This is a genomic window from Longibacter sp. (assembly GCF_051155795.1).
In the GTDB taxonomy this organism is placed as follows: Bacteria; Bacteroidota; Rhodothermia; order Rhodothermales; family Salinibacteraceae; genus Longibacter.
This window is the reverse complement of sequence record NZ_DAXETW010000117.1, coordinates 1-23,167: the sequence shown is the minus strand read 5'-3', so window position 1 is coordinate 23,167 and position 23,167 is coordinate 1. Positions and strand designations below refer to the sequence as shown.

19 protein-coding genes are annotated in these 23,167 nt (G+C 64.0%); 18 read left to right on the top strand and 1 reads right to left on the bottom strand.

All coding sequences use genetic code 11. The features are described 5' to 3' along the window. The 18 genes from ACFCU0_RS12135 to ACFCU0_RS12050 form a co-directional block, all read left to right on the top strand. Window positions 1-1,137: leucyl aminopeptidase family protein (locus ACFCU0_RS12135; protein ID WP_434973941.1), on the top strand; the 1,137-nt coding region annotated here is incomplete at its 5' end. Window positions 1,138-1,303: 166 nt separating this feature from the next. Beyond that, complete coding sequence (gene pdxA, locus ACFCU0_RS12130; protein ID WP_434973940.1) at window positions 1,304-2,371, top strand: 4-hydroxythreonine-4-phosphate dehydrogenase PdxA; 1,068 nt, start codon at window positions 1,304-1,306, stop codon at window positions 2,369-2,371. Window positions 2,372-2,575: 204 nt separating this feature from the next. After that, on the top strand, window positions 2,576-3,130 hold the full coding sequence (locus tag ACFCU0_RS12125) for a hypothetical protein (RefSeq protein ID WP_434973939.1): 555 nt from the start codon (window positions 2,576-2,578) through the stop codon (window positions 3,128-3,130). An 18-nt stretch (window positions 3,131-3,148) separates the two neighbouring features. Then, window positions 3,149-3,907 carry a class I SAM-dependent methyltransferase gene (locus ACFCU0_RS12120; RefSeq protein WP_434973938.1) on the top strand — a complete coding sequence of 253 codons (759 nt, stop codon included), beginning with the start codon at window positions 3,149-3,151 and terminating at the stop codon, window positions 3,905-3,907. A gap of 220 nt (window positions 3,908-4,127) precedes the next feature. Next, window positions 4,128-4,811, top strand: coding sequence for a cell division ATP-binding protein FtsE (locus tag ACFCU0_RS12115; protein WP_434973937.1), 684 nt, complete (start codon window positions 4,128-4,130; stop codon window positions 4,809-4,811). A gap of 99 nt (window positions 4,812-4,910) precedes the next feature. Beyond that, the gene (locus tag ACFCU0_RS12110) at window positions 4,911-5,954 is read left to right on the top strand and encodes a hypothetical protein (RefSeq protein ID WP_434973936.1); all 1,044 of its coding nucleotides are present in this window, start codon (window positions 4,911-4,913) and stop codon (window positions 5,952-5,954) included. A 453-nt stretch (window positions 5,955-6,407) separates the two neighbouring features. Next, window positions 6,408-8,234, top strand: coding sequence for an alanine/glycine:cation symporter family protein (locus ACFCU0_RS12105; protein WP_434973935.1), 1,827 nt, complete (start codon window positions 6,408-6,410; stop codon window positions 8,232-8,234). 113 nt (window positions 8,235-8,347) lie between these two features. Continuing rightward, complete coding sequence (gene upp, locus ACFCU0_RS12100) at window positions 8,348-8,977, top strand: uracil phosphoribosyltransferase (protein WP_434973934.1); 630 nt, start codon at window positions 8,348-8,350, stop codon at window positions 8,975-8,977. Between the two features lie 207 nt (window positions 8,978-9,184). Further along, window positions 9,185-11,137, top strand: a complete 1,953-nt coding sequence (locus ACFCU0_RS12095; RefSeq protein ID WP_434973933.1) for a Na+/H+ antiporter NhaC family protein — start codon at window positions 9,185-9,187, stop codon at window positions 11,135-11,137. Between the two features lie 153 nt (window positions 11,138-11,290). Then, the gene (locus tag ACFCU0_RS12090) at window positions 11,291-12,595 is read left to right on the top strand and encodes a glycosyltransferase (protein WP_434973932.1); all 1,305 of its coding nucleotides are present in this window, start codon (window positions 11,291-11,293) and stop codon (window positions 12,593-12,595) included. Window positions 12,596-12,677: 82 nt separating this feature from the next. Further along, a complete protein-coding gene (locus tag ACFCU0_RS12085; RefSeq protein WP_434973931.1) occupies window positions 12,678-13,181 on the top strand; it encodes a hypothetical protein in 504 nt (167 codons plus the stop codon). A gap of 218 nt (window positions 13,182-13,399) precedes the next feature. After that, complete coding sequence (locus ACFCU0_RS12080; RefSeq protein ID WP_434973930.1) at window positions 13,400-13,747, top strand: phosphomannose isomerase type II C-terminal cupin domain; 348 nt, start codon at window positions 13,400-13,402, stop codon at window positions 13,745-13,747. A 127-nt stretch (window positions 13,748-13,874) separates the two neighbouring features. Continuing rightward, window positions 13,875-14,453 carry a peptide deformylase gene (gene def / locus ACFCU0_RS12075; RefSeq protein WP_434973929.1) on the top strand — a complete coding sequence of 193 codons (579 nt, stop codon included), beginning with the start codon at window positions 13,875-13,877 and terminating at the stop codon, window positions 14,451-14,453. A 68-nt stretch (window positions 14,454-14,521) separates the two neighbouring features. After that, window positions 14,522-15,193: a class I SAM-dependent methyltransferase gene (locus tag ACFCU0_RS12070; RefSeq protein ID WP_434973928.1), complete on the top strand. Its 672-nt coding sequence runs from the start codon at window positions 14,522-14,524 to the stop codon at window positions 15,191-15,193. Continuing rightward, window positions 15,190-16,188, top strand: a complete 999-nt coding sequence (locus tag ACFCU0_RS12065) for a metal ABC transporter substrate-binding protein (RefSeq protein WP_434973927.1) — start codon at window positions 15,190-15,192, stop codon at window positions 16,186-16,188. The genes ACFCU0_RS12070 and ACFCU0_RS12065 overlap by 4 nt, the downstream gene beginning before the upstream one ends. A 61-nt stretch (window positions 16,189-16,249) precedes the next feature. Further along, the gene (locus ACFCU0_RS12060; protein ID WP_434973926.1) at window positions 16,250-17,002 is read left to right on the top strand and encodes a metal ABC transporter ATP-binding protein; all 753 of its coding nucleotides are present in this window, start codon (window positions 16,250-16,252) and stop codon (window positions 17,000-17,002) included. Between the two features lies 1 nt (window position 17,003). Then, on the top strand, window positions 17,004-17,795 hold the full coding sequence (locus ACFCU0_RS12055) for a metal ABC transporter permease (RefSeq protein ID WP_434973942.1): 792 nt from the start codon (window positions 17,004-17,006) through the stop codon (window positions 17,793-17,795). A 76-nt stretch (window positions 17,796-17,871) separates the two neighbouring features. After that, window positions 17,872-19,965: a heavy metal translocating P-type ATPase gene (locus ACFCU0_RS12050; protein ID WP_434973925.1), complete on the top strand. Its 2,094-nt coding sequence runs from the start codon at window positions 17,872-17,874 to the stop codon at window positions 19,963-19,965. Between the two features lie 25 nt (window positions 19,966-19,990). Here ACFCU0_RS12050 and ACFCU0_RS12045 read toward each other — a convergent pair whose 3' ends face one another. Beyond that, window positions 19,991-22,669: a S9 family peptidase gene (locus ACFCU0_RS12045; protein ID WP_434973924.1), complete on the bottom strand. Its 2,679-nt coding sequence runs from the start codon at window positions 22,667-22,669 to the stop codon at window positions 19,991-19,993. Window positions 22,670-23,167: the final 498 nt, after the last annotated feature.

Here is a 23,167-nt window from a genome sequence, read left to right as displayed (position 1 = left end):
GCACTCACAGAAGGCTTTACGCTCGGAGCCTATCGGTTCGTGCAGTACAAAACGGACGATGACTCGTCGCCGTCCATCGACCTGTGCGTTCATCACGCAGAGGGAGCGGATCGCGAGAGTATCGACCGCGGGGCCCGGCGCGGCGTGCACCTGGCCCAGGCGACGTGTACGGCGCGGGATCTCGTGAACCTGTCGCCGAACGACAAGACGGCGCGCGCCTTCGCCGACCGAATCCAAGCCTCCGGTGAGGCGCATGGATACGACGTAGAGGTCTGGGACACCGAGCGCATCCGCAAAGAGGGATTCGGCGGACTGCTGGCCGTGAACCTCGGGTCTGTGGAGCCGCCGACCTTCTCCGTGTTGCAGCACCGGCCGGACAATCCCAAGAACCGGCGCCCGATCGTTCTCGCTGGGAAAGGCGTCGTGTTCGACACCGGCGGTCTTTCGCTAAAGGACACGAAAGGATCCATGGATCTGATGAAGTCCGACATGGCCGGCGCCGCATCCGTCGTCGGCGCCTTCGAAGCGCTGGCCGATCTCGACGTCCCGCTCCACGTGATCGGACTCATTCCCGCTACCGACAACCGGCCCGGCGAGAATGCCTACGTACCGGGCGACGTCATCACCATGCACTCCGGCGCCACCGTTGAAGTCCTCAACACGGACGCCGAGGGGCGCCTCCTTCTTGCCGATGCGCTGTCGTACGCCCGTCGTTTCGACCCCGAACTTGTGGTCGACATGGCGACGCTCACAGGCGCACAGGTCGTTGCCCTCGGTTCCGAGGCGGCTGCCGTCATGACCAATGAAACCGACGGCTCGGCCGAACGACTATATGCCATCCAGCGCGCCGGCGAACGAAGTGGGGAGCGCGTCCACCCGCTCCCCATGTACGACGACTATAAACAGCACCTCGACTCGACCGTCGCCGACATCAAAAACGTTGGTGGACGCGAGGCCGGATGCATCACTGCGGGCAAGTTCCTGGAGCACTTCGTCGACTTCCCGTGGATGCACATTGATCTTGCCGGTCCGGCCTTCCTTTCGACCGCAAAGCCCTACCGGCCGGTCGGAGGCACCGGATTCGGGGTCCGATTGCTGCTTTCTTACCTGGAAAATTATGCGACCACACGATCATGAGCGTGTGCTATGTTCAGGGTGAGGCTGGCCGCACCGCAGGGCAGGGGCGTGGGACCGGTGGGCACAGCGCTTGCACGCTCACCGACCGGTAGACCGTCCCCTCCGGCGGCCGACTCCATCACCGCGCCTCGCGCGCTACGTTTTTCGCCGAACTCACCGTGCCACTATGCCCATTCAGCGACCCACGTACCAGCGACCGGATCCGAGCCATGCATCAGACGGGGAACGTACCCGCCTGGCGATCACGATGGGGGATCCGAACGGAATCGGCCCGGAGGTGCTGCTGAAATGCCTCCACGATCCGGAACTGACGTCCAACATGGCACCGGTCGTCATCGGGTCGGCCCACGTCCTCCGCGTCCATGCCGACACGCTCGGCTACTCAGATCTCACGATTCACACCGTCTCCGATATCCCGGATGACGTGCCGGAAACGGGCGTCACCGTCCTGGATGTGACGGGGGACACAACCCCGGAGGTGTCCTTCGGCGACGTGACGGCGTCCGGAGGCACGCTCGCCATGGCAGCCGTGGATCGAGCCGTGGATGCCTGCCTTAGCGGTGACGTGGCGGCGATGGTTACGGCTCCGATTTCGAAGGATGCGATCGCGAAAGCCGGCTTCACGGTGCCCGGCCACACGGAGTTCATTGCCAAGAAAACGGGCGGACAACAGCCAACCATGATGATGGTCGCGGGGACTCTCCGCGTTGGACTCGTGACGGCGCACATTCCGATCTCGCAGGTTGCGGATGCCGTCACCGAGGCCGCGATCCGGCAGAAGCTGGACGTCATGGTGGAAGCGCTGGCTCAGGACTTCGGCATCCCCGAGCCGCGCGTGGGTGTGCTCGGACTCAATCCGCACGCGGGAGATGGCGGCGTGCTGGGATCGGAAGAGAAGGAGATCATCGAACCGGCCGTGCAGAAGGCGCGTGCCGATGGCATCGACGTTCACGGCCCGCTGCCCGCCGATGGGTACTTTGCAACGCAGCTCAATCAGGGCTACGACGCGGTTCTCGCCATGTATCATGACCAGGGACTGGTCCCGTTCAAGGCACTGGCGTTCGACCGCGGCGTAAATTACACGGCCGGACTCCCCATCGTGCGGACGTCACCGGATCACGGCACGGCGTACGGGATCGCCGGACGTGGCATGGCGCTCCCGGGCTCGATGCGGAGCGCCATCGAGGAAGCCGTCGCCATCGCCCGCCATCGGGCAGCGACGATGCCAGCGTGACTTATTCCGGCCTGAGCGATCGACCGGCGCGCACCGCACGGATGCAGAAGGGTCGACGGGCTGCGGCGGGCTTACGGGTTACCTTATAGAGAGACAGGGCGGCGTATCCATGTGCGTTTGTCCACAGGAGGTAGCAACGCGCGGTCGGTGGCGCGGACGCCTGTGATCGGATGACACGTGATCTCTCTAATGGATTTCGCCGCCATGTCCTTCCCTGCCTTTCGCCTCCTCCCGGGTCTCCTCGCCTCGCTTGCCCTGCTGGCGTCGGGGTGCCAGCTCACCGGCCCTCTCCGCGCACCGGACCCGACCCTTGCCGACGTCAATGAAGCCATGGCGGGAGAAACGGTGCGGTTGCACCGGGCCGGGTCGTCGGGGTATGAAAAGGTCTCGCAGGTAAGCCTTTCGGCCGACTCCGTATACTACGTTCCCGGGATGATCCGACCCTATGAATCCTACGACGGCCCCGTCCGGCAGATGCCGATCGAGGCGATCGACTCTCTTCAGGTGAAGTTTAATGGTGGCGGTGGTGTCGTCGGAGGCCTTGTCGGCGCGGCTCCAGGCATTTTCACTACCGCGGACGCGTACTCAACATCACGAAACTGCGAGAGCATCAGCTGCGGCCTGTCGAGCGGGATTGCGCAGAGCATGGGCATCGCACTGACGTTCGTCGGGTTGGGCCTCGGCGCTCTGATCGGGAATGCTGTGGACGTTGACGTGCAGACCGTGTACCGTCGTCCCATCGACCCGTACCTTCGCTAGCAACCGGAGCATGCGACCGTGAACGATCCCTACAAGGTGCTAGCAGAGGTGTACGATGCGGTCATGGATCACGTCGATTACGACCGCTGGGCGCGCTACCTGAACGCGTGTCTCCGTGCGCACGATGAATCCGTCTCGTCCATTCTGGAGCTCGGGGCCGGCACGGGGTCACTGGCGGTTCGCCTTCAGCCGATGGGCAACTACCGGTATGTGATGACGGACGGTGCCCCGGCCATGGTGAGACAGGCACGCCAGAAGGTCGACGAGGCGAGCCTACCCATTCGATGCGATGTGGCGAGATTCACGACGGTAACGCTGCAGGGGCTCGGACGCAGGGACGGCTTCGATGCGATCATTCTGGTATACGACGGCTTGAACTACCTGACGAAGATCGACGAGGTCCGCCTCTGTCTGGAACGCATACGAAGATGCCTTCGCCCGGGAGGACTGGCAGTCGTCGATCACGCCACCCCCGCGAATTCAGAGGATCACGACCGAGAGTTCTTCGATCGCGGGACGGTCGGTGGCACCTCCTATGTGCGCGCCTCCCGGTACGATGCCAGCACCGGGCTGCACCGGAGTACCTTCGACATCGTTCACGACGGGCAGCACTATCAGGAGGAGCACGTGCAGCGCCCCTACGCGCCCGCTGCCATCGAAGCCGCCATTGAAGCAAGCGGGCTATACGTTTCTGCCGCCTACGACGGATTTACGTTTGACCCGGCCCATGAGCGAAGTCACCGTGTCCACTGGCTCCTCGAAAGAAGGGAGCCGTAGACACGGCGCGGGAAGGGAGATTGGCGGTGCCGGCGCCCGTGTCTCTACGCATAGACGCCGGATGAAACGTAGGTCGTCGCCATTCGCCGGCGCATGCTGTTACGCATCCGATCGTTTTCCGACTTCCCCCGGGTCTCTTTCCCGATCGCCTTGACCGTGGTAAGGATAATTACCACCTTGCCCCGTGTCCGTCCATTGATTCTTCGTCCCGTCGCAGCGCATGATCAGCTTCAACAACGTGTCCGTGTCGTTCGACCTTCCGAACGGAGAGTCTCGAACGGTGGTCGAAAACGTGTCGATGGATCTGGGACGGTCGGACATGGCCTATCTCATCGGACCCACGGGTAGCGGGAAAAGCACGCTGCTGCGTCTTCTTTACATGGATCGCTTCCCGGACGAGGGCGTGGCGCAGATCGGCGACTACCGGTCGGATCTGATCGATCGCAGTGAGATTCCGTACCTGCGCCGGTCGCTCGGTGTCGTCTTCCAGGACTTCCAGTTGTTACCCGATCGCAGTGCCTACGACAATGTCGCGTTTGCACTGTATGCGACCGGGAAAAAACGTTCAGAGGTAAAGTCCCGAACCATGAAGGCGCTCACGCGGGTCGGGCTTAATCACAAACGGAGCAATTTCCCCCACGAGCTCTCCGGCGGCGAACAGCAGCGGGTGGTGATCGCGCGGGCGATTGCCAACGATCCGTGGGTCCTCCTGGCCGACGAGCCGACTGGAAACCTCGACCCGGTGGTGGCCGACGAGATCCAGGAGTTGCTCGTAAGTCTCCACCGTCAGGGAATGACGCTCATGATGGCAACGCACGACTATCGCCTCGTGAAGAAATATCCGGCGCGGACGTTCGCGCTTATGAATCGCCAGTTGATCGAGATCGACCCGGAGTCCCTGTAACCGGAGTCCCTGTAAACCGCCAGAGGCTGGCGCGATCGAGAGGGACCTCGCGCTCGATCCCACGAACGGTGTTTCCAATTTAGCACGCAAGAGGCGATCATGAATCGAATCCTCGATCCGGCCGTCCGCCTGTACGATACGCTGGATCAGAAGTGGGAGGGGACCCGATCGCGCCGCGTGACCGGCAATGTGCTCCTCGTGAGCTTTTTCGCCAGCCTGATCATCATCGAGCTCAGCCGGCAGGGTCTTCTGCCCGGCGTCATGGGGACGCGCATCCCGACCAATCACTTTTACGCGATCGACGTTGCGTTCACGCTTTTTCTCGTCGTTGAGGTCGTCGGTCTCGTGTTCGGGCTTGCCACGAGTGTGGCGGATGCGTGCGGCAAGCAATTCGAGATCTTCTCGCTCATCCTGCTGCGCCAGTCGTTCAAGGAACTGGTCCATTTCTCCGAGCCCATCCAGTGGAAGCTGGATCCAGCCGGCGTTCTTTTTAGCATCCCAGATGCCGTGCTGTATGTCGTCGTAGATGCGACCGGTGCTCTGGCGATTTTCGCCATCATCTCGGTGTACTACCGGATGCAGCAACACCGGCCGATCACCGACACCGATGCGGAGCAGGCGCGCTTCGTTGCAGCCAAGAAGCTACTGTCCGTGACGCTCCTGGTTATTCTGGCAGGTCTCGGTGTTGTTACCGTGTTCGACTTTGTCATCTACGGTCATACCCTCGCGTTCTTCGACACGTTCTACACCGTGCTGATTTTCAGCGACGTGCTGATCGTGTTAATCTCGCTGCGGTACAGTGTCACGTATCATGTCGTCTTTCGAAACTCCGGGTTCGCAGCCGCCACGGTCATGATCCGGCTGGCGCTGGCCGGTCCCCGTCTCGTGGATGCCGCCATCGGCATCGTGGCGGCGGGCTTTGCCGTCGGCCTTACGGCTGCCTACAACAGCGTCGCACCGGCCGTCGAACAGTCACGGCAGCGAAACGTCGCGCGGAAGGGCCTCGGCGAAGAGTCGGGGGCACCTCCGCCGCCGGGAGACATGGCGCGCGGCGCCGACTCCGGAACGAAGGAGGACGTGGTGGAACCGGACCTGAACAAGGAATCCCAGACGAACGAGGCCGGAGGAGACCCGCCGGCGTGATGCACACGGCCGCCGATTCCCTCCCGGATACGACCCCCCCTCCAGCCTCCGCGTAATCGTGTCCCCCGCAGGTCGTCTCCGTATCGCCGCCCACAGATTGGATTCAGGTGCGCGCCACGGTGCTTGCACCGGGCGTCTCCAGTTCCTACATTACAAAGATGTAATCAGCGAGCGGCCGATGTGGTACCGGGTGCTTTCGGATTTGCACCTCACCACGGCAGTTTGTGTCATCGTGAAGGCGTGGGAGCGGTCACCGCGCTGCGCCTTCGTGCTTACTATCGGACGGTTGTCCACAGGTCGCTTGTCGTCCACGCGTTTATCTTTTGCCCTCGGCGCATTCGGTGCCATCCGTACGCCACGCGTCTTGTCTTCGGATCGGCGGTTCTTCGGTACAACCACCGCCGCGGTGCCGGTTGCATCTTCACCCAAGGTATTCTCGCTACGTCAACCTCTATGCTTGAGTTACTCGAATCGGCCATCGGTGTCCTGGAACAGCTTGTCTGGAGTGAAGGGGTTCCGACGGGGACCGGAAACGACATTCCGTGGGTCGTCATCTTGCTCCTCGGGGCCGGGCTCTACCTCACGTTCCGGCTCGGATTCATACAGTTTCGCCGTCTGGGACACGGGTTTGCCGTGACGACAGGCAAATACGACGACCCCGACGAACCGGGCGACGTGCCGCACTTTCAGGCGCTGACGACCGCTCTGTCTGCCACCGTCGGCATCGGCAACATCGCCGGCGTCGCCCTGGCGATCCACTGGGGAGGCCCCGGTGCGCTGTTCTGGATGTGGATTACCGCCCTCCTCGGGATGGCCACCAAGTACAGTGAGGTGACCCTTGCGCAGTACTTCCGCGACGTAAACATCGGAGGGGAAGGAGAGACGAAGAGCTGGCTCGGGACGGTGTCCGGCGGCCCCATGTATTACATCGAAAAAGGTCTGGGCTCCGGATGGACCTGGATGGCGATCTTCTTCGCCGTCATGCTCATGATCACGTCGTTCCTGACGGGCAATGCCGCACAGGCTAACACCGTCACGGATACCATGATGACGTATAGCGACTGGTTCGGAATGGACCCGGTCACGTTCAAGTACGTCGTCGGCGCGGTGGTGGCTGCCATCGTGGCGGTTGTGATTATCGGCGGCGTGACGCGGATCGGGCGCGTGACGAGCATCGTCGCCCCCGTCATGGCCGGCATTTACGTGCTCGGCGGGCTGCTCATCCTCGCCCTCAACGCGTCCGATGTCCCCGCAGCCTTCGGCTCGATCTTCACCGAAGCGTTCAACCCGACATCCGGCGTTGCCGGCACCGGGGCGGGCGTCTTCCTCCTTACGATGATGTACGGCGTCCGGCGCGGCCTCTTTTCGAATGAGGCCGGCCAGGGTTCTGCGCCGATCGCGCACTCCGCGGCGAAAACGGATGAGCCGGTCAGCGAGGGTGTCGTGGCGCTCCTGGAGCCGTTCATCGATACAATCATCGTGTGCTCCATCACGGGCCTCGTGATTATCGTCACGGGCGTCTGGGACGACGCCGTCCCCACACGGATGGATCTGAACGCGGGCGCCATCAGCTATCGGGTTCAAGGGGAAGCCGGCGTGATGTCCGGGGACGAGCCGCCGGCAGAGATTCCCGTCGTGAACGGAAACCCGCAGCTGCCTGAAGGCACGCCGGAGTTTGCCTGGAATGAGGCGGTGGTCCAGCAGTTCTACGTGTCCTGCGCCAACGACTGCGAGGTGGCGGACGACTTCGGCGCGGCCTTCGACGGCACGATCTACCCGGACCGCGAGGTTGCCATCTCGCGCGACGGCACCGAGTACACGGCGCTCTACGGCCCGGGCGTCGAAACCGGTGCGCCGCTCACGCAGCTTGCGTTTCAGCGCGGCCTTTCCCCGCTCGGGGACTGGGGCGGCGGCATCGTCGTGCTGAGCGTCCTCCTGTTTGCGATATCGACGTCGATATCCTGGAGCTACTACGGCGATCGCTGCGCCAACTACCTGTTCGGAGCGAAAGCTGTCATTCCCTACAAGGTCGTATTTGTGGGAATGAACTTTGTCGGCGCCATCGCCCCGCTGGCGACCGTCTGGACCATCGGCGACATCGCCCTCGGACTGGTCGTCGTGCCCAACCTCATTGCCCTCGTCGTACTCTCCGGCAAGTTGAAGGACATCACCGACAGCTACTTCGATCGGGAAGCCTGGCTCTCGAACGTGGAGCCGGCTCGCCGAGCCCGTGAGGCGCGGAAGGCGGCCAAGAAGCAGAAGCAGGAGCAAGACGGATAAGGGTTTCCGATCTACCTGTCAGCCCGGCCCGGCTCCTTCGCCCGAGGTGAAGAGGGCCCGGTTGCGGCACGGTTCGCCGGTCCCCTTCATTCAGACTCTCCGATCCGCATCCCATGTCTTCGCTGACCGTCGTCGATCATCCGATCCTGAAGCGCGACCTGACCGTTCTTCGCCGGCGTGATACGCCGCACGGCACGTTCCGCAAGACGGTGTCCGACGCCGCCGCCATCCTCGCCTATGAGGCCATGCGCGAGGTGAACCTGAAGGAAGAGACGATCGAGACGCCACTCGAATCGACGACCGGCTATGAGATCGCTGACGAGGTCATCGTCGTGCCGATCATGCGGGCCGGCCTCGGGATGGTCGACGGATTCGTACGGTTCATACCGGAGGCCCGGGTCGGTCACCTCGGCATGCAGCGCGACGAAGAGACGTACGATCCGGTCGACTACTACAGCAACATCCCGGACACGATCACGGAGGCGCAGGTCTTCGTCGTGGATCCGATGCTGGCAACCGGTGGAAGCGCGAGCTTTGCAATCGATCATCTCAAACGTCGCGGGGCCGATCGGATCCACTTTGCATGCCTCGTCGCCGCGCCGGAAGGCATCGAGCGGCTACAGGAAGACCACCCGGACGTCCCAATCGTAGCCGCCACGGTCGACCGCAAGCTGGACGAGAACGCCTTTATCCGACCGGGACTGGGCGATGCCGGCGATCGAATCTTCGGCACGACCGACTGACAACGGGTCTCTGTCGTGCGATCGGGGCGCGGGCCGAGACGCTGTACCATGAGGGTGGACGCGCAGCCCGACGGAGTCAGACGCTACGTGCGGGAACCATACGGTTTCCACAGGTACCCCGGCCGCTCACCGCGGCAAGGCATTCACCGCGGCGACGCCTCTGCATTTCCGCACGGTCGATCTTTCCTCTCCATTGTTTTAGAAAACATGCGAGTACATCCCTATCTGGCAATCATTTTACTGGCCGTCGCGGGTTTCGGCATCGCATCGCCCGCCGGGGCGATGCAGACCGACGACGAGGTCGAGCTTGACGCCCCGTCCCTGATTCTGACGGGTGTGGCGTTCGACGTGGCCGTGGAGGGGGCAGGCGAGGCGAGCGCGTTAACGCTGCGCATCGGGGACGAATCGCACCCGCTTCAGCCGGGATCCAACCGGGGGAGGCTCCAGGCCAGCGACCTTCGCGTCCCGTCCAGCGGTTCGGAAACGATTACCGTGATTGACGGCAACGGGGCGGTCTTGGCTGAAACGACCTCGCGCGTCCTTCCCGGATGGATCTCGATTTTACCGCCCGTACTCGCGATCGCTATCGCGCTTGCCTTTAAGCGCGTCGTGCCCGCCCTTTTCTTCGGGGTCTTCGTCGGGGCTGTCCTCGCCGTCGAGCTGTCCCTCTCCGGCATCCTCCACGGCCTACTCGATACGATGCAGGTCTACGTACTGAAGGCGCTCGCTGACGAGGGACACGCGTCCATTATTCTCTTTTCCCTGATGATCGGGGGGATGGTTGGCATCATTTCGAAAAACGGCGGGACGCTGGGCATCGTCGACCGCATCACCACATATGCAAGCGATTCAAGACGCGGGCAGGTAGTGACCGGGTTGCTTGGACTCGGCATCTTTTTCGACGACTACGCAAACACGCTCGTGGTCGGCAACACGATGCGCCCCGTCACGGACAAGCTGCGCATCTCTCGGGAGAAGCTCGCCTACATCGTGGATTCCACAGCGGCGCCGGTTGCGTGCCTGGCGTTTGTTACCACCTGGATCGGCTACGAAGTCGGAATTGTCGGGACGGCTGTCGCCAACATCGAAGGGCTGACGATGTCCGCCTACGCGATTTTTCTTAACTCCATCCTCTACAGCTTCTACCCGCTGCTGGCGCTCTACTTCGTGTTCGTGGTCGCGAACTCGAAGCGGGACTTCGGACCCATGGCACGGGCGGAGCGCCGGGCTCGGGAGACGGGGCAGGTCCTCGCGGCCGGCGCAAATGTCGACGAAGCAGCCGGAAAAGGGGAGGAGCTGAGCCCCAAGGACGGCGCGCCGCGCTACGCGTTCAACGCCATCATCCCGGTCGTCGTGCTCGTCGTGACCGTCCTGGGTGGGTTATACTACACGGGTCTGTCGGCGGTATCGTCACCAGAGACGGCCACCCTCAGCGAAATCATCGGGGAGGCGGACTCCTACAAGGCGCTGATGTGGGGATCGCTTCTCGGGGTCCTGGTGGCGGCTGTGCTGTCGGTCGGCCAGCGCATCCTGACGCTGGAGGAGACGGTCGAGGCGTGGTATGCCGGCTTGAAATCCATGCTCTTCGCCATGATCATCCTCGTGCTTGCCTGGGCGCTCTCGGAGATCACCGTCGTGCTGCACACGGCGGAATACCTGACCAGCATCCTGGGCGACTGGCTACCGGCGGGCGCCGTGCCGGCGGTCGTCTTCCTTCTCGCCGCAGCGACGGCGTTTGCTACCGGTTCAAGCTGGGGCACCATGGGCATCTTGATGCCGCTCGTCGTACCGCTGACCTGGGCGGTCCTCGCGGCAAACGGCATGAACGAACCCACCCATTACCACATCCTCTACTCCTCCGTATCGTGTGTGCTCGCCGGGTCGGTCTGGGGCGATCACTGCTCGCCCATTTCCGATACCACGATTCTGTCGTCCATGGCGAGCGGATGCGACCACATCGACCACGTTCGTACGCAGCTCCCGTACGCGATGAGCGTGGGGCTGGTCGCGCTCCTGGTCGGCACGCTGCCGGCCGGGTTCGGCATGCCGTGGTGGGTTGGCCTCCTCATCGGCATGGCCATCCTGTCGGTGCTCCTGCGTGTGTTCGGGGAGGAAGTGGACATTGCCGACCCGGAGATCGAGCCTGCGCACGTCGCATGACATCGATGAGCAGAGCGGCCGGAGACGCAACGCGTATTCGTTAAAGAGGTAACCGGTCAAATGATCGACCGGCAGGGTGTCTCGCCCCAGGCTCATCGCTGGGAGAGATGTGCCCAAACCTGTTTCTCATTTGTGCAAACGTGAGCGTCACGCATGACCATCCTCATTCTCACGCTCGGGTCGCGCGGTGACGTGCAGCCGTACCTCGTGCTCGGACGGGGCCTCGAGGACGCGGGACACGACGTCACCATCAGCACAAGCGCGAGTTTTGCGTCCTTCGTCAGGAATCAAGGGCTCTCATTTCACGGCCTAACGGACGGATTCATCGACTTGATGCAGGCCGCGGCAACGGGAGAAGCCATGGAAGAGCTGGCGACCTTCCGGGGATTTCTACGCCACGCACCGCGTCTGTGGCGGGCGTCAACGAACCTCCAGCGAGAGCTCAATGATGACGCGTGGGACGCGGCACGGGCGGTCGACCCGGACCTAATCCTCTATCACCCCAAGATGTATATCGCACCGCATGTCGCGGAGCGGCTCCGGGTGCCGTGCGCGATCCCGTTCGTGATTCCGATGTGTGCGCCGACGAGCCGTTTTCCGAGCCCCGGTTTCCCGACGATCGACGTCCTGCCGGATCGGCTTGCGCGCGTCTACAACCGGCTGACGTATCTTTGTACCCGGGGTCTGACGCAGCTCGCAACGCGGGGCTTCGTCCGTCGCTGGCGTCGCTCGGTCGGGCTGGACGCGTCGCCGGAACGGACGTCGCTCTACCGTCAGCATACCGGAGCGCCGGTCCCGATCGTGTACGGGTTCAGTCGCCATCTCGTCCCGCGACCGCCGGACTGGCCCGCGCACGTTCGAATCGCCGGCCCCTGGCCGCTGGAGAAGACATCGGCCTGGTCGCCACCGGTCGATCTGGAGCGCTTCCTGGCTGACGGTCCGGCGCCGGTCTACGTCGGCTTCGGAAGCATGCGGGGGCGCGATCCGCGGGGACTGGCCAACGTTGTGATTCGGGCGCTTCAGGCCGCCGGCGTGCGCGGTGTGCTTTCCAGCGGGTGGGGCGGTCTTGAGGCGGAGGATCTCCCGGCGGACATGATCCGGGTAGACGACGTCCCGCATGACTGGTTGTTTCCCCGGATGCGCGCGGTGGTTCATCATGGCGGGGCGGGCACGACGCATACCGGGCTCCGCGCAGGGCGACCGACCGTTATTTGCCCATTTATGGCCGATCAGCCGTTCTGGGGGCGTGTCGTTCGAGATCGCGGACTTGGTCCGGCCCCCATCCGGCAGGTCGACCTCACCGTGACGAGCCTCGCGCGAGCCATCCGCCGGGCGATAAATGACCGAGCCATGCAGCGAAATGCCGCACGGATCGGCGCACGCATGCAGCAGGAAAAAGGCATTCGGCGCGCGGTGAACCTGGTGGAGACAGGGGCGAGGGACGCGAGGACCGTGTGAGACGAAAGGTTCGCGTTACGACGAACGCCGCAACGGCGGCGCACAAGATGAACCGGCCTTCTTTTCTTCTGACGTTTTGTTTATGCAGCGGCTGAACGGTCTTCTTCTTGTTCTCGCAGTCGGCCTCGGCGTTCTGGCGTCCGGCTGCTTCTCTGCCTCCCCCGATTTCCTGCACGCCCCCCCGTCGGTCCGGATCTATCGCTTCGACGATCCCGACACGGTCCAGCCTCGGGTCGGTGATCTATGGCTGGACGAGGACGAACTTCAAGCCGTGTCTCTCGATACCGTGTCGGTTGAGGTGCTCCGTGAGGACACGCTCTCCCGCCCACATCGCCGGATGGCGGTGCTGCACGTCGTGATGGAACAGCCAGTGGCTCAGCCTCGCGACTGGGATCGGGCACGGTGGCAGCGGGCGGAAGAGATCATGATGCGAGCGGGAGGTATCATCGGCGCCGATGCGATTCTGGTCCTGAAGGAGGAGGAGCGCTACGACGACTGGTCGGATCGTCGCCGGCCAATGTGGGAGGACGGGGAGGGTCGGCGGTCACATGCGCTGCGCGCCCTGGCAGTTCGGTACGACCGGTAACGCCGCCATTCGCGGCCCAATCCGCTCGAAGTTCACCCGTGGCCGGCCGTCCTCCCGTTGTACGTGTGCCCGATATCGGCTATTCTTTCGGTCTGGACGGCCCGGTCGACCCCGATCGCCACACCCATCGGCTCGGCCGCACGTGTGGTGGGTCGATGTACCTGGCACGGCGGCCGTCCCCTACTACGCCCTCATTTCTGAATCAACGCCTTCGTTTTATGCTTCTCGATGCCGACAATCGTCCATGGGGACGCTGGGAAGAATACCTCAATGAACCTGGTTATCGCGTCAAGCGCATCGTGGTGAACCCCGGTTCGCGTCTCTCTTTGCAAAAACACGAGCACCGGAAAGAGCACTGGGTCGTCGTTCGCGGGACCGGCATCTTCACGCGCAATGAAGAGGAAATCCGAGTGAGTGAGGGGGATACGTGCTTCATCGATGTCGGGGACGTCCACCGCATCCAGAACGATGGCGACGACTATCTCGTCTTTATCGAAACGCAAATGGGCCTCTGCATCGAAGATGACATCATCCGTCTTGAAGACGATTACGGTCGGGCGGAGTAGTCTTGCCACCGCGCTTAACCGGCCCGTTGGCGCGGCTTGACGGCTCGTTCACGCAGTTGACGGCACTCTGCGTTTGGAGGAGCGTTAGGATCTTTTGCATATAGACTATCTACCAGATCAATCGCCCATGGTACTCCCGATTTACACGTTCGGTCATGAGAAACTCCGCGAGGAGACCGAGCCGGTCGAGTCCGACTCGGAGGAGCTTCAGGAGCTCATCGACGACATGATCGACACCATGTATGCAGCGGCGGGAATCGGGCTCGCCGGACCGCAGGTGGGGCGCAGCGAACGGCTGTTCGTGATCGACGTCTCGCCGATGGCCGAGGAGATCGAGGACGCGGGCCAGGAGGTGCCGCCTCAACCGATGGTGTTTATCAACCCCGAGATCGTCGCGGAGAGTGAGGTGACGACCGACTACGAAGAGGGATGTCTCTCCATCCCCGACGTACGAGAGACCGTGACACGCCCTGAGGCGATCCGCATCCAATACCTCGACCGCGATTTCGAGAAGCAGGAGCGGGAGGTGGGCAGCATGCTCGCCCGGGTCATTCAGCACGAGTTCGATCACCTGTTCGGCGTTCTTTTCACCGACCACCTCGGCAGCTTCCGTAAGCGAATGGTTCGCCGGTCGCTCCGGAAGATTGCCAATGGCGAGGTCGACGCCGATTACCCGCTGGTTACCGCCGAGGGCGAACGGGTGTAACGGCGCGGCATTCCGGACATAGCGGCAGCCGATAATCGACGGGACGGTCCGGATTCAACCGGCGGATTATGCTACCACGTGAGACCCTTCGACAGGTCTACGACCGCATCGGTCCGTGGCAGGACGCGCAGTCCTTCTACGAGGCGCCGGCGATCGACCGGCTGCTCGACCACGGGGAATTCGGCCGTGCGAGTTCCGTTCTTGAGGTCGGTTGCGGGACGGGAACGCTGGCCCGCCAACTGCTTGCGGACCGGTGTCCGGAAACGACCACGTACGAGGCCGTCGAGTTGAGTCCCGTCATGGCCGATCTGGCGCGGCAGCGTCTGGAGCCCTGGAAGGACCGGGTTCGGATCCAATGCACAGCGGGCGCTCCGCCACTCGACTGCCCCGATGGCTCTGTTGACCGCATCGTGATGGCGTACGTGCTGGACCTGATGCCCGAGTCGGAGGTTCGGTGGCTGTTGCGAGAAGCACGTCGTGTGCTCCACCCGGGCGGCTTTCTCTGCACGTGCGGGCTGGCGCCGGGCCAGAGTCGCCTGGGCCGGCTCGTGGAGTCGCTCTGGCGAACCGTGTTCGCGATTCGCCCGTCGCTCGTGGGCGGCTGCCGGCCCCTGAACGTGAGGCCGCTTCTGGGTTCTGACTGGACGGTACAGCACCACGACCACGTCCGTGCGTACGGCATCACCTCGGAAGTTCTGGTAGCGTCCCCGCATCGTTCAAGCGAATCCTCGTCTCTGTGAACCCACCCCGTATCCCGGCCGTGAGCAGTTTCTCCTCCCCGCGGGCGCTTCGATTTGCATGCGCCGTCGTTGCTCTTGTGAGCGTGGGCCTTCTATTTGGCGGCTGCCAGGATGCGTCATCTTCGAAAAGCGTGCCGGGGGAAAACGAAACGCCCGTCATTACGACGACGATTCCGCCGCTGGGGATGATTCTTGAGCCGGTGGCCAAGGGGCGGTCGACCGTTCGGGTCTTGCTCGGCCCGGGCGACTCGCCGCACACGTACGAGCCGACACCGTCGGACGTCCGGGCCGTGTCCGGCAGCCTCCTGCTGATGCACACCGATCGGCATCTGGACGGGTGGGTCGCGACGCTCCCGGCCGAACGGACCGTCGCCCTCGCACCGATGGTACCGTCGTCCGAAAGGCTCGCGATGCCGCCGGGCGATGGCACCGATTCCACGCGTGCCGGACACGAGCACGGGCAGATGGATCCGCATTTCTGGACATCCCCCGTGACCGTTCGCAGCATCCTGCCGGCTCTCGCCGATACGCTGTGCGCCGCCGATCCGGCCGGATGCACGCAGTATCGAACCAACGCCGAGGCGATGGCGACGAACCTGGAGGCCCTGGATGTCCAGATCGCGTCCCTGTTGCAACCCGTTCAGGGTGCGCGCGTCGTCCTGTCGCAACCGTTCTTTCGCTACTTCCTGCATCGCTACGCCCTCGAGGTGGCCGACATCGTCGAACCCCTGCCCGCGAAGGAGCCATCCCCCCAGCAGATCTCCCGACAGATCCGTCGCCTGCAGCAAAACGGCGCTCGCGTCCTTTTCACGCAGACCCAGCTTCCGGACCGGTCCGCTCGCGCCGTCGCCGACGCGGCGGGGCTCTCAACGGTGAACCTCGATCCGCTCGGCGGGGTGGAGGGGCGCGCCACGTACGGAGAGCTGCTCCTCTACAACGCCCAGCGGATCCTGTCGAGTCTCCGGCCTGAACCCACGCCCGCGTCGCAGCGTTAAGCCTCCTTCCGTCCGGGAAGGGTCGCTCTCCTCCCGTTCTTCCGATTGCGCCCGTGCCTCTATGCCCGCCCCCGCCGTCAGCGTCAGCGATCTAACCGTCCGCTTCGGGGACCATCGGGTACTGGACGATATCACGTTTGAGGCGCATCAAGGCGACTTCGTTGCGGTCGTCGGCCCGAACGGGGCAGGGAAAACGACGCTCCTAAAAGTTCTCCTCGGACTGGCCTCACCGGACAGTGGGATCGCCCGCGTCTTCGGGAAGCCACCGCGCGAGTCGGATCCCGGCGTCGTCGGCTATGTCCCGCAGATCAAGACCCTGGACCGATCCTTCCCGGCGCAGTCGATCGAACTCGTCGTATCAGGTCTGTATGAGCACTGGCCGTTCAACCTGTCGGCCGAGGATCGTGAACGCGCACTGGAGGCCCTGCGGCAGGTGGACGCCGAAGATCTGGCGGAGCGCGCCCTGTCGCGTCTGTCCGGCGGGGAGTTACAGCGGGTCTACCTGGCTCGCAGCCTGATCCGGACACCGCGCGTCGTCATCCTCGATGAGCCCGCCACCGGCATCGACGTCGTCGGCTCGACGGATCTTTATGAGCTGCTCGACGACTACCAGGAGACGCATCAGGCGACGGTCCTGATGGTGACGCACGACTGGAACGCAGCCTATCATCACGCCACGCACGTGCTGCTGCTGGATGGGCGACAGGTCGGCTACGGCCCACCGGAAACCGCGTTGAAGGAAGAATGTCTGCGCGAGGCATTCGGCCACATCGGACACGCCCACGCCATGATGATCGGAGACCGCCATGAGTGAACTGCTCGACGCGTTTCAGCTGGCCTTTATGCAGCGCGCGATGGTGGCGAGCGTCGTCGTCGGAGCCCTGGCGAGTTACTTCGGCGTTTTCGTGGTTCAGCGCCGGCTGAGTTTTCTCGGCGTCGGGCTCTCTCACGCGGCCTTTGGCGGTGTGGCTCTGGGCCTGCTGCTTCAGGTCGATCCGATGTGGGTGGCACTCCCCTTCACCGTGGTCGTCGCGCTCGGCATCAATGTCGTCACACACCGCGGGGATATCGCCGGCGATACTGCGATCGGCATTTTTTTCGCCGTCGCGATTGCGCTTGGCGTCGTCTTCCTCGCGCTTACGCCCCGGTACACGGCCGACGCGTTCGCCTACCTGTTCGGGTCCATTCTCGCTGTACAAACGTCGGACGTGTGGCTCGTGGGTGGCATTGCGGCGATAACGCTCCTTCTCCTGCCGATGTGGGGACGGTGGGCCTACGCCTCGTTCGACCGAGATCTGGCGCGCGCCGGACGCGTCCCGGTTCAGCGGGACGACCTGTTGCTCTCGGTTCTTCTCGCGGTGACGATCGTCGCCTCCGTTAAAATTGCCGGCATCATTCTCGTCGCGGCCTTTCTCGTGATCCCGGCCGCTACCGCCCGCCTCCTGACGTCCCGCTTCCGGAGCATGACGATCCTTTCCGTCAGCATCGGCAGCTTCACGGCTGCGGGTGGTCTGGTATTGTCGTACGTGTTCGACATCCCGAGTGGGGCAACGATCGTGCTGTTTCAGGCCCTGCTGTTTTTCCTCGCTTTCGTTTTCCATCGGTAGACGCGCCTCGCCCAAACCCGCACATGATATGGCCGTACGTACGTACCGTAGGGCCTGAGGATCAGACGAAGCAACTATGGCGAACCATTGTGAGTTATCGGTGCGCGGCATGGACTGCGCCGGGTGTGCACGTCACGTCCGGGGCGCCCTGGAAGATGTGCCGGGTGTTGCATCGGCGGATGTGCAGCTCATGGCCGAGCGGGCTACGGTCGTCCTCGAAGAGAAGACGCCGGCCTCCCGACAGGCGCTCGTTCGCGCGGTGGAAGCGGCCGGATACGACGTACCCGAGACGACGGCGCGCCGCACGGAGGGGGCGCAGACGGAGCGTCGCTCACTTCTTCTTCTCGCCGGCACGGTCATCCTCGTGCTGGGGCTCGCCGCTGTCGGGCATGGCCTGGGCTACGTCGAGTGGCTCGAAGCGCGTACGCCGTGGTGGGCCGGCCTGGCTGGCGTTCTCGCGCTGGGCTTCCCGGTCTTTCGAAGCGTCGCCCGTGCGGCGTCGAATTTCCGGGTGACCGCGCACACGCTGATGACGGCGGGTGTCCTCGCGGCAGGCGTTGCCGGCGCATGGGTCACGGCCTTCGTGATCGTCATCTTCATGCGGCTCGGCGACTACGTCGAGCACGCGACGACCGAGCAGGCCCGTGATGCCATCTCCGATCTGATGAAGGCTGCGCCGCAGACCGCCCGCGTCGAGCGGGACGGGGAGGAAGTCGAGATTCCCGCCCGGGAGGTTCAAGACGGCGAAACAGTCGTCGTCCGTCCTGGAGAAAAGATCCCGGTCGACGGCCGCGTTGTCAGTGGCCGCGCGGTGATCGACCAGAGCACCGTCACCGGGGAGCCCGTTCCGGTCGAAGCGATCGAGGGCGATGACGTCTACGCCGCGACCATCGCGGAGGGGGGAGCGCTCCGGATAGAGACACACGAGGCCGGTGCGGAAACCACGTTCGGGCGGGTCGTGCGCATGGTCGAGGCCGCCGAAGCCCACCGCGGCGAGACCGAGCAGTGGGCCGACCGTTTCTCGGGATATTACCTCCCCGTCGTCGGTGGCGTGGCCGGCGTCACGTACCTGGTCACGGGGGACGCGATGTCGTCCGTGGCTGTGCTCGTCGTGGCCTGCTCCTGTGCGTTCGCGCTCGCTACGCCGGTTGCCATGCTGGCGACGATCGGCGTGGCCGCGCGACGCGGGCTCCTTGTGAAGGGCGGTCGCTATCTCGAAACGCTCTCCGGGGTCGACACGCTTCTGGTCGACAAAACCGGCACGCTGACCGTCGGGCGGCCCGAGGTGATCGCCATCCGGCCTGAACCGGGGTGGACGGAAGAAGAGCTTCTGGGATTGGCCGCGAGCGCCGAACAGTACGCCGAGCATCCGCTCGCGGGAGCTGTCCGCGAGGCGGCCGGGGCGCGATTGGTTTCGCTTAACACGCCGGATGACTTCGAGGCCATGCCCGGCCGCGGCATTCGTGCAACCGTCGGGGAGCGGTCGGTCGTCGTCGGCAACGAACGAATGCTTGAAGAGAGCACCGGCGACCAGGGTGATGTCGCCGTGCAGACCCCTCTTTCTGCCCCGGAGGCCGGTGAGACGCACCTCTACGTGGCGGTGGACGGCCGGCTGGCCGGGGTCATCGTCACGGCCGACCGCGCGCGTCCCGGTGTCGCGGAAGCCATCGACGCCGTCCGAGAGCAGGGCGTGAAAACAGTCGAAGTGCTGACCGGCGACCGGTCGGAAGCCGCCAATGCGCTCGCAGAGCGACTCGGCCTCAACGTGCGGAGTGAGCTCCTGCCCGAAGACAAGATTGCCATCGTCCGTGAGTATCAGCGTCAGGGCCACACGGTGGCTATGATCGGGGACGGCGTTAACGACGCGCCGGCTCTCGCCCAGGCGGACGTGGGTATCGCCATGGGGGGCGTAGGGACCGACATCGCGGTGGACGCCGCGCCCGTCGTGTTGCTGCGCGAGGACTGGTCGCTCGTTCCAGATCTCCTCGACACCGCCCGGCGGACGATGAACGTGGTGAAGGGCAACTTCTGGTTTACCGGCCTCTACAATCTTGCCGCGCTCGGGCTCGCCGCCACTGGATTTCTCCCGCCGATCGTGGCTGCGGCCATGCACAGCATCCCGGACCTCGGCATTCTTGCCAACTCGTCCCGTCTGCTGCGGCGGTCGTGATGACGGTGAAGCAGGAAGGGACTCGTCAGGGGGAGGCCGTCTCCTGGTCGTCCTCTGCGCCGGTGATACCGCGCGTCAGAAACTCGTAGATCCGGAGGAGGCGGTCGATGCGGTGCTGCGGGTCGCCCGTTCGACTGAGATCGTGTCCGGCGTTCGGATAACGAACGTATTCGACGGGCCGGTCGAGGACCTTGAGGCTCCGGTACATCATTTCGCTCTGGATCACTCCCGTCCGAAGGTCGTCGTCTGCGTGCATGATCAGCAGCGGCGTCCGGATGTCGCGGACGTACGTTTGCGGGGAATTACGGAGGAGCGCCTCGCGCGGGGCCATTCGGAGCGAGTCCACGACGAGGCTGTCGAGCCCGTAGCCGGTGATTTGTCCTTCAGTGAAAAACGTGCTGTCGACCGGCATGGCGAGGGTGTCGGTCCGGGCGCTGTCGGCTGCCGGCGTCGGGTACGCCCCTTCCCACGGATAGCCGCCGAAGTGCGTCGGGACCAGGCGCCAGGCGTTGCCTTCTCCGAAGAACGTGCTCAGGTCGTATACGCCCCGCTGTGCGACCGCGGCGTCGAAGCGGTCCGTTTGGCTTACGATCCAGGCGGTCAGGTACCCGGCATAGGAGCCGCCGGTGAGGACCTGCCGTTTGCCGTCAACCCATTCGAGGCCGGCAGCCGCGTCTGCGGCGGCGAGCACGTCGTTCATTGGGCCCGTGCCCCAGTCCTGGAAATTGGCTGTTTTGAACTCGAACCCGTAGCCGCCAGACCCTCGAGGATTGGCGTACACGATCGCGAAACCCCGGGCGGCCAGCATCTGAAACTCGTGCCACATCGTCGCCTCGCCCGGGCCCCACATCGCGGAGGGGCCGCCGTGCATTTCTACGAGAAGAGGCGCCGTCTCCGCGTCAGGTAGGCCCGGCGGACGGATGACCCAGGCGTCGATCGTGCGACTGTCGCGTTCCACCGCGATGCGGCGGTGCGTGGCGATCGTGCGATCCTCCAACCACGCTGCGTTATGGGATGAGATGCGCCGGGCATTGCCTCCGCTGACGGTGCTCGTGTAGACCTCGTATGGATTCTGAACCTGCGTCGCCGCGTACACCAGCGTTGCGTCGGTGGCGTCGAAGCTTCGTACGCCGATGCCGGGATTCGTCAGGATCTCCGGTTCCACGGGCGTGATCATCGTCGAGTCGACAGCAAACGTCGTCGCGCTGGTTTCGGCCTCGGTAGCCGGTGCGGCGCGGGCACCTGTGTCCGCACCTGCGTTCGACGACGTGTCTGCCCGGGCGAACGGAGCAAATCGGATCAACGGAAAGCTGCCGTCGGCCGCGGACACCCCGTACAGGTACCAGCCGTCGGGCGACCATTTGATCTGAGAAACCGAGCGGTCGTATTCGCTCGTTATAACCCGCGGCTTCGTCCGGCCGTCCAGAGCGAACAGGCCGATTTCCGTCTGCGCGTAGCCGCTATGGTTCAGGTTCCGTGCGATGAACGCCACCGTTGTGCCGTCGTTGGTCACGCGCGGATTCGACAGCGCATAGCGATCAAGGCGGAGAAGGCGTTGCAGGCTGGGCTGATCGCCGGCTGCCGGGACCTCCGCCACGAAGAGGTCGCGCTGTCGGATGCGGTCCGGGTGTGCGTCTGCGACGGGCGTGCCGCTGAGGACGACCTGCGTTCCGGAGGGGAGCCAGTCCGCTCCCCCGTAGCTTCGGTAGCCGTTCGTGATGGGACGGGGAACGGGCCGGTCAGGAGTGCCGGTCATGACGCCGGCGGGCACGTCGACCACGAAGACGTGGCGGAACGAGACCTGCGGGTCCAGCGCACGCTCTCCCTGAAAGTCGAGCCGTGTGATGACCGCCGGATCGTTCTCCGATCGGCGCTCGCCAAGCCACTTGCGGATTTCCAGAAGCGACCCATCTGGACTGGCGGTTGACGCACTGGGGACGGATTCGCGAATCGTGTCGCGCAACGCGCCGAGTGAGTCGGCCAGGGCAGCAACGCGGTTGTCCCCCACATCCAGTGTGTCGAGTGCATCGAGCGTGATCGAATCGCGCAAAACAATGCGCCGGCGCGTGGTCGGCGCCGTCAGCGTGTCGGCTGCACCCCGACGCCACCGCTCGTCCGGGAAGGAACGCTCCAGTGCAAGTTCATGAGCCACCTCGTCGCGGGAAAGGGAGGTGCTGTAGAGGAGCCGCTCGCCATCCGGGCTCCACTGCGGAGCCGACGCTCCATTCGGGGCATCCGTCAACTGGTAGGGTTCGCCGCCGAAGATGGGGAGGACGAAGACCTGTGGTGTGCCCTCGACCGGTCGCACGAACGCGAGTCGATCGCTGTCCGGGTGCCACGTTGGATCGGTTGCGCCGGCTGCGGACCGTGTCAGAATGTGCGGCTCGGTCCGCCCGTTCGCAGGGACCGTGTAGATGCGGTGCCGGTACGCGTATGGCCGTTCGTCGCCGGGCGTCGTCTCAATGCTCTTGACGACGTAGGCCGCCGTTCGACCGTCGGGAGACAGCGTGACATCCGAGATCTGCCGGATTTTGAGAAGGTCGGACGCCGTGATGGCGGACGATCCGGGGGCCTCCGTCGGTTGGGCCTCGGCGGAGGTAGCGACGGCCCCTGGCAGTGTGAGAAGGAGAATAGCGAGCAAAGCGCCTCCGAGAAACGTAAATCGGGAACCGAGGCGCGGTCGGGGAACGGCGAGGTACGTCATCGGCGAGAAATACGGAAGCGGTCGAGCGAAACGATTCATCATTGCGCCAACCTATGATCCGCGACGCACGAATGGTACCCGCCGATGTGAAAGTTAAGCGCTTCGCGTGGGTCGGCTTTTGGATTGTGGATTGTGAATCTTGGAGCGTGGATTGTGGATCGGCCTTTCCTACCGGCGTCGGCTCGTTGGTGCGTTAGTGCGTTGGCGCCTTAGTGCGTTGGCTCGTTGGCGCGTTATCAAAAGGGACCGCCCGGTTATCGGGCAGGATGCGTCAGGCCGGCACGTCGCGCCGAGCATGTGCAAAAACCCAAAAACGTAACGACCCAAACACATAAACACTAAAACACACAAACACGTAGATATACCTTCGCTTTCCCCTTTGCAGATGGAAAATTCAGGATTGAGCATTGAAGATTATGGAACTGGCGCGGGCCGTTGAACTGTGAACGCGCCGCCGCACCCACACCTCAGACCTCACACCCCAACCCCCCTAGCTCT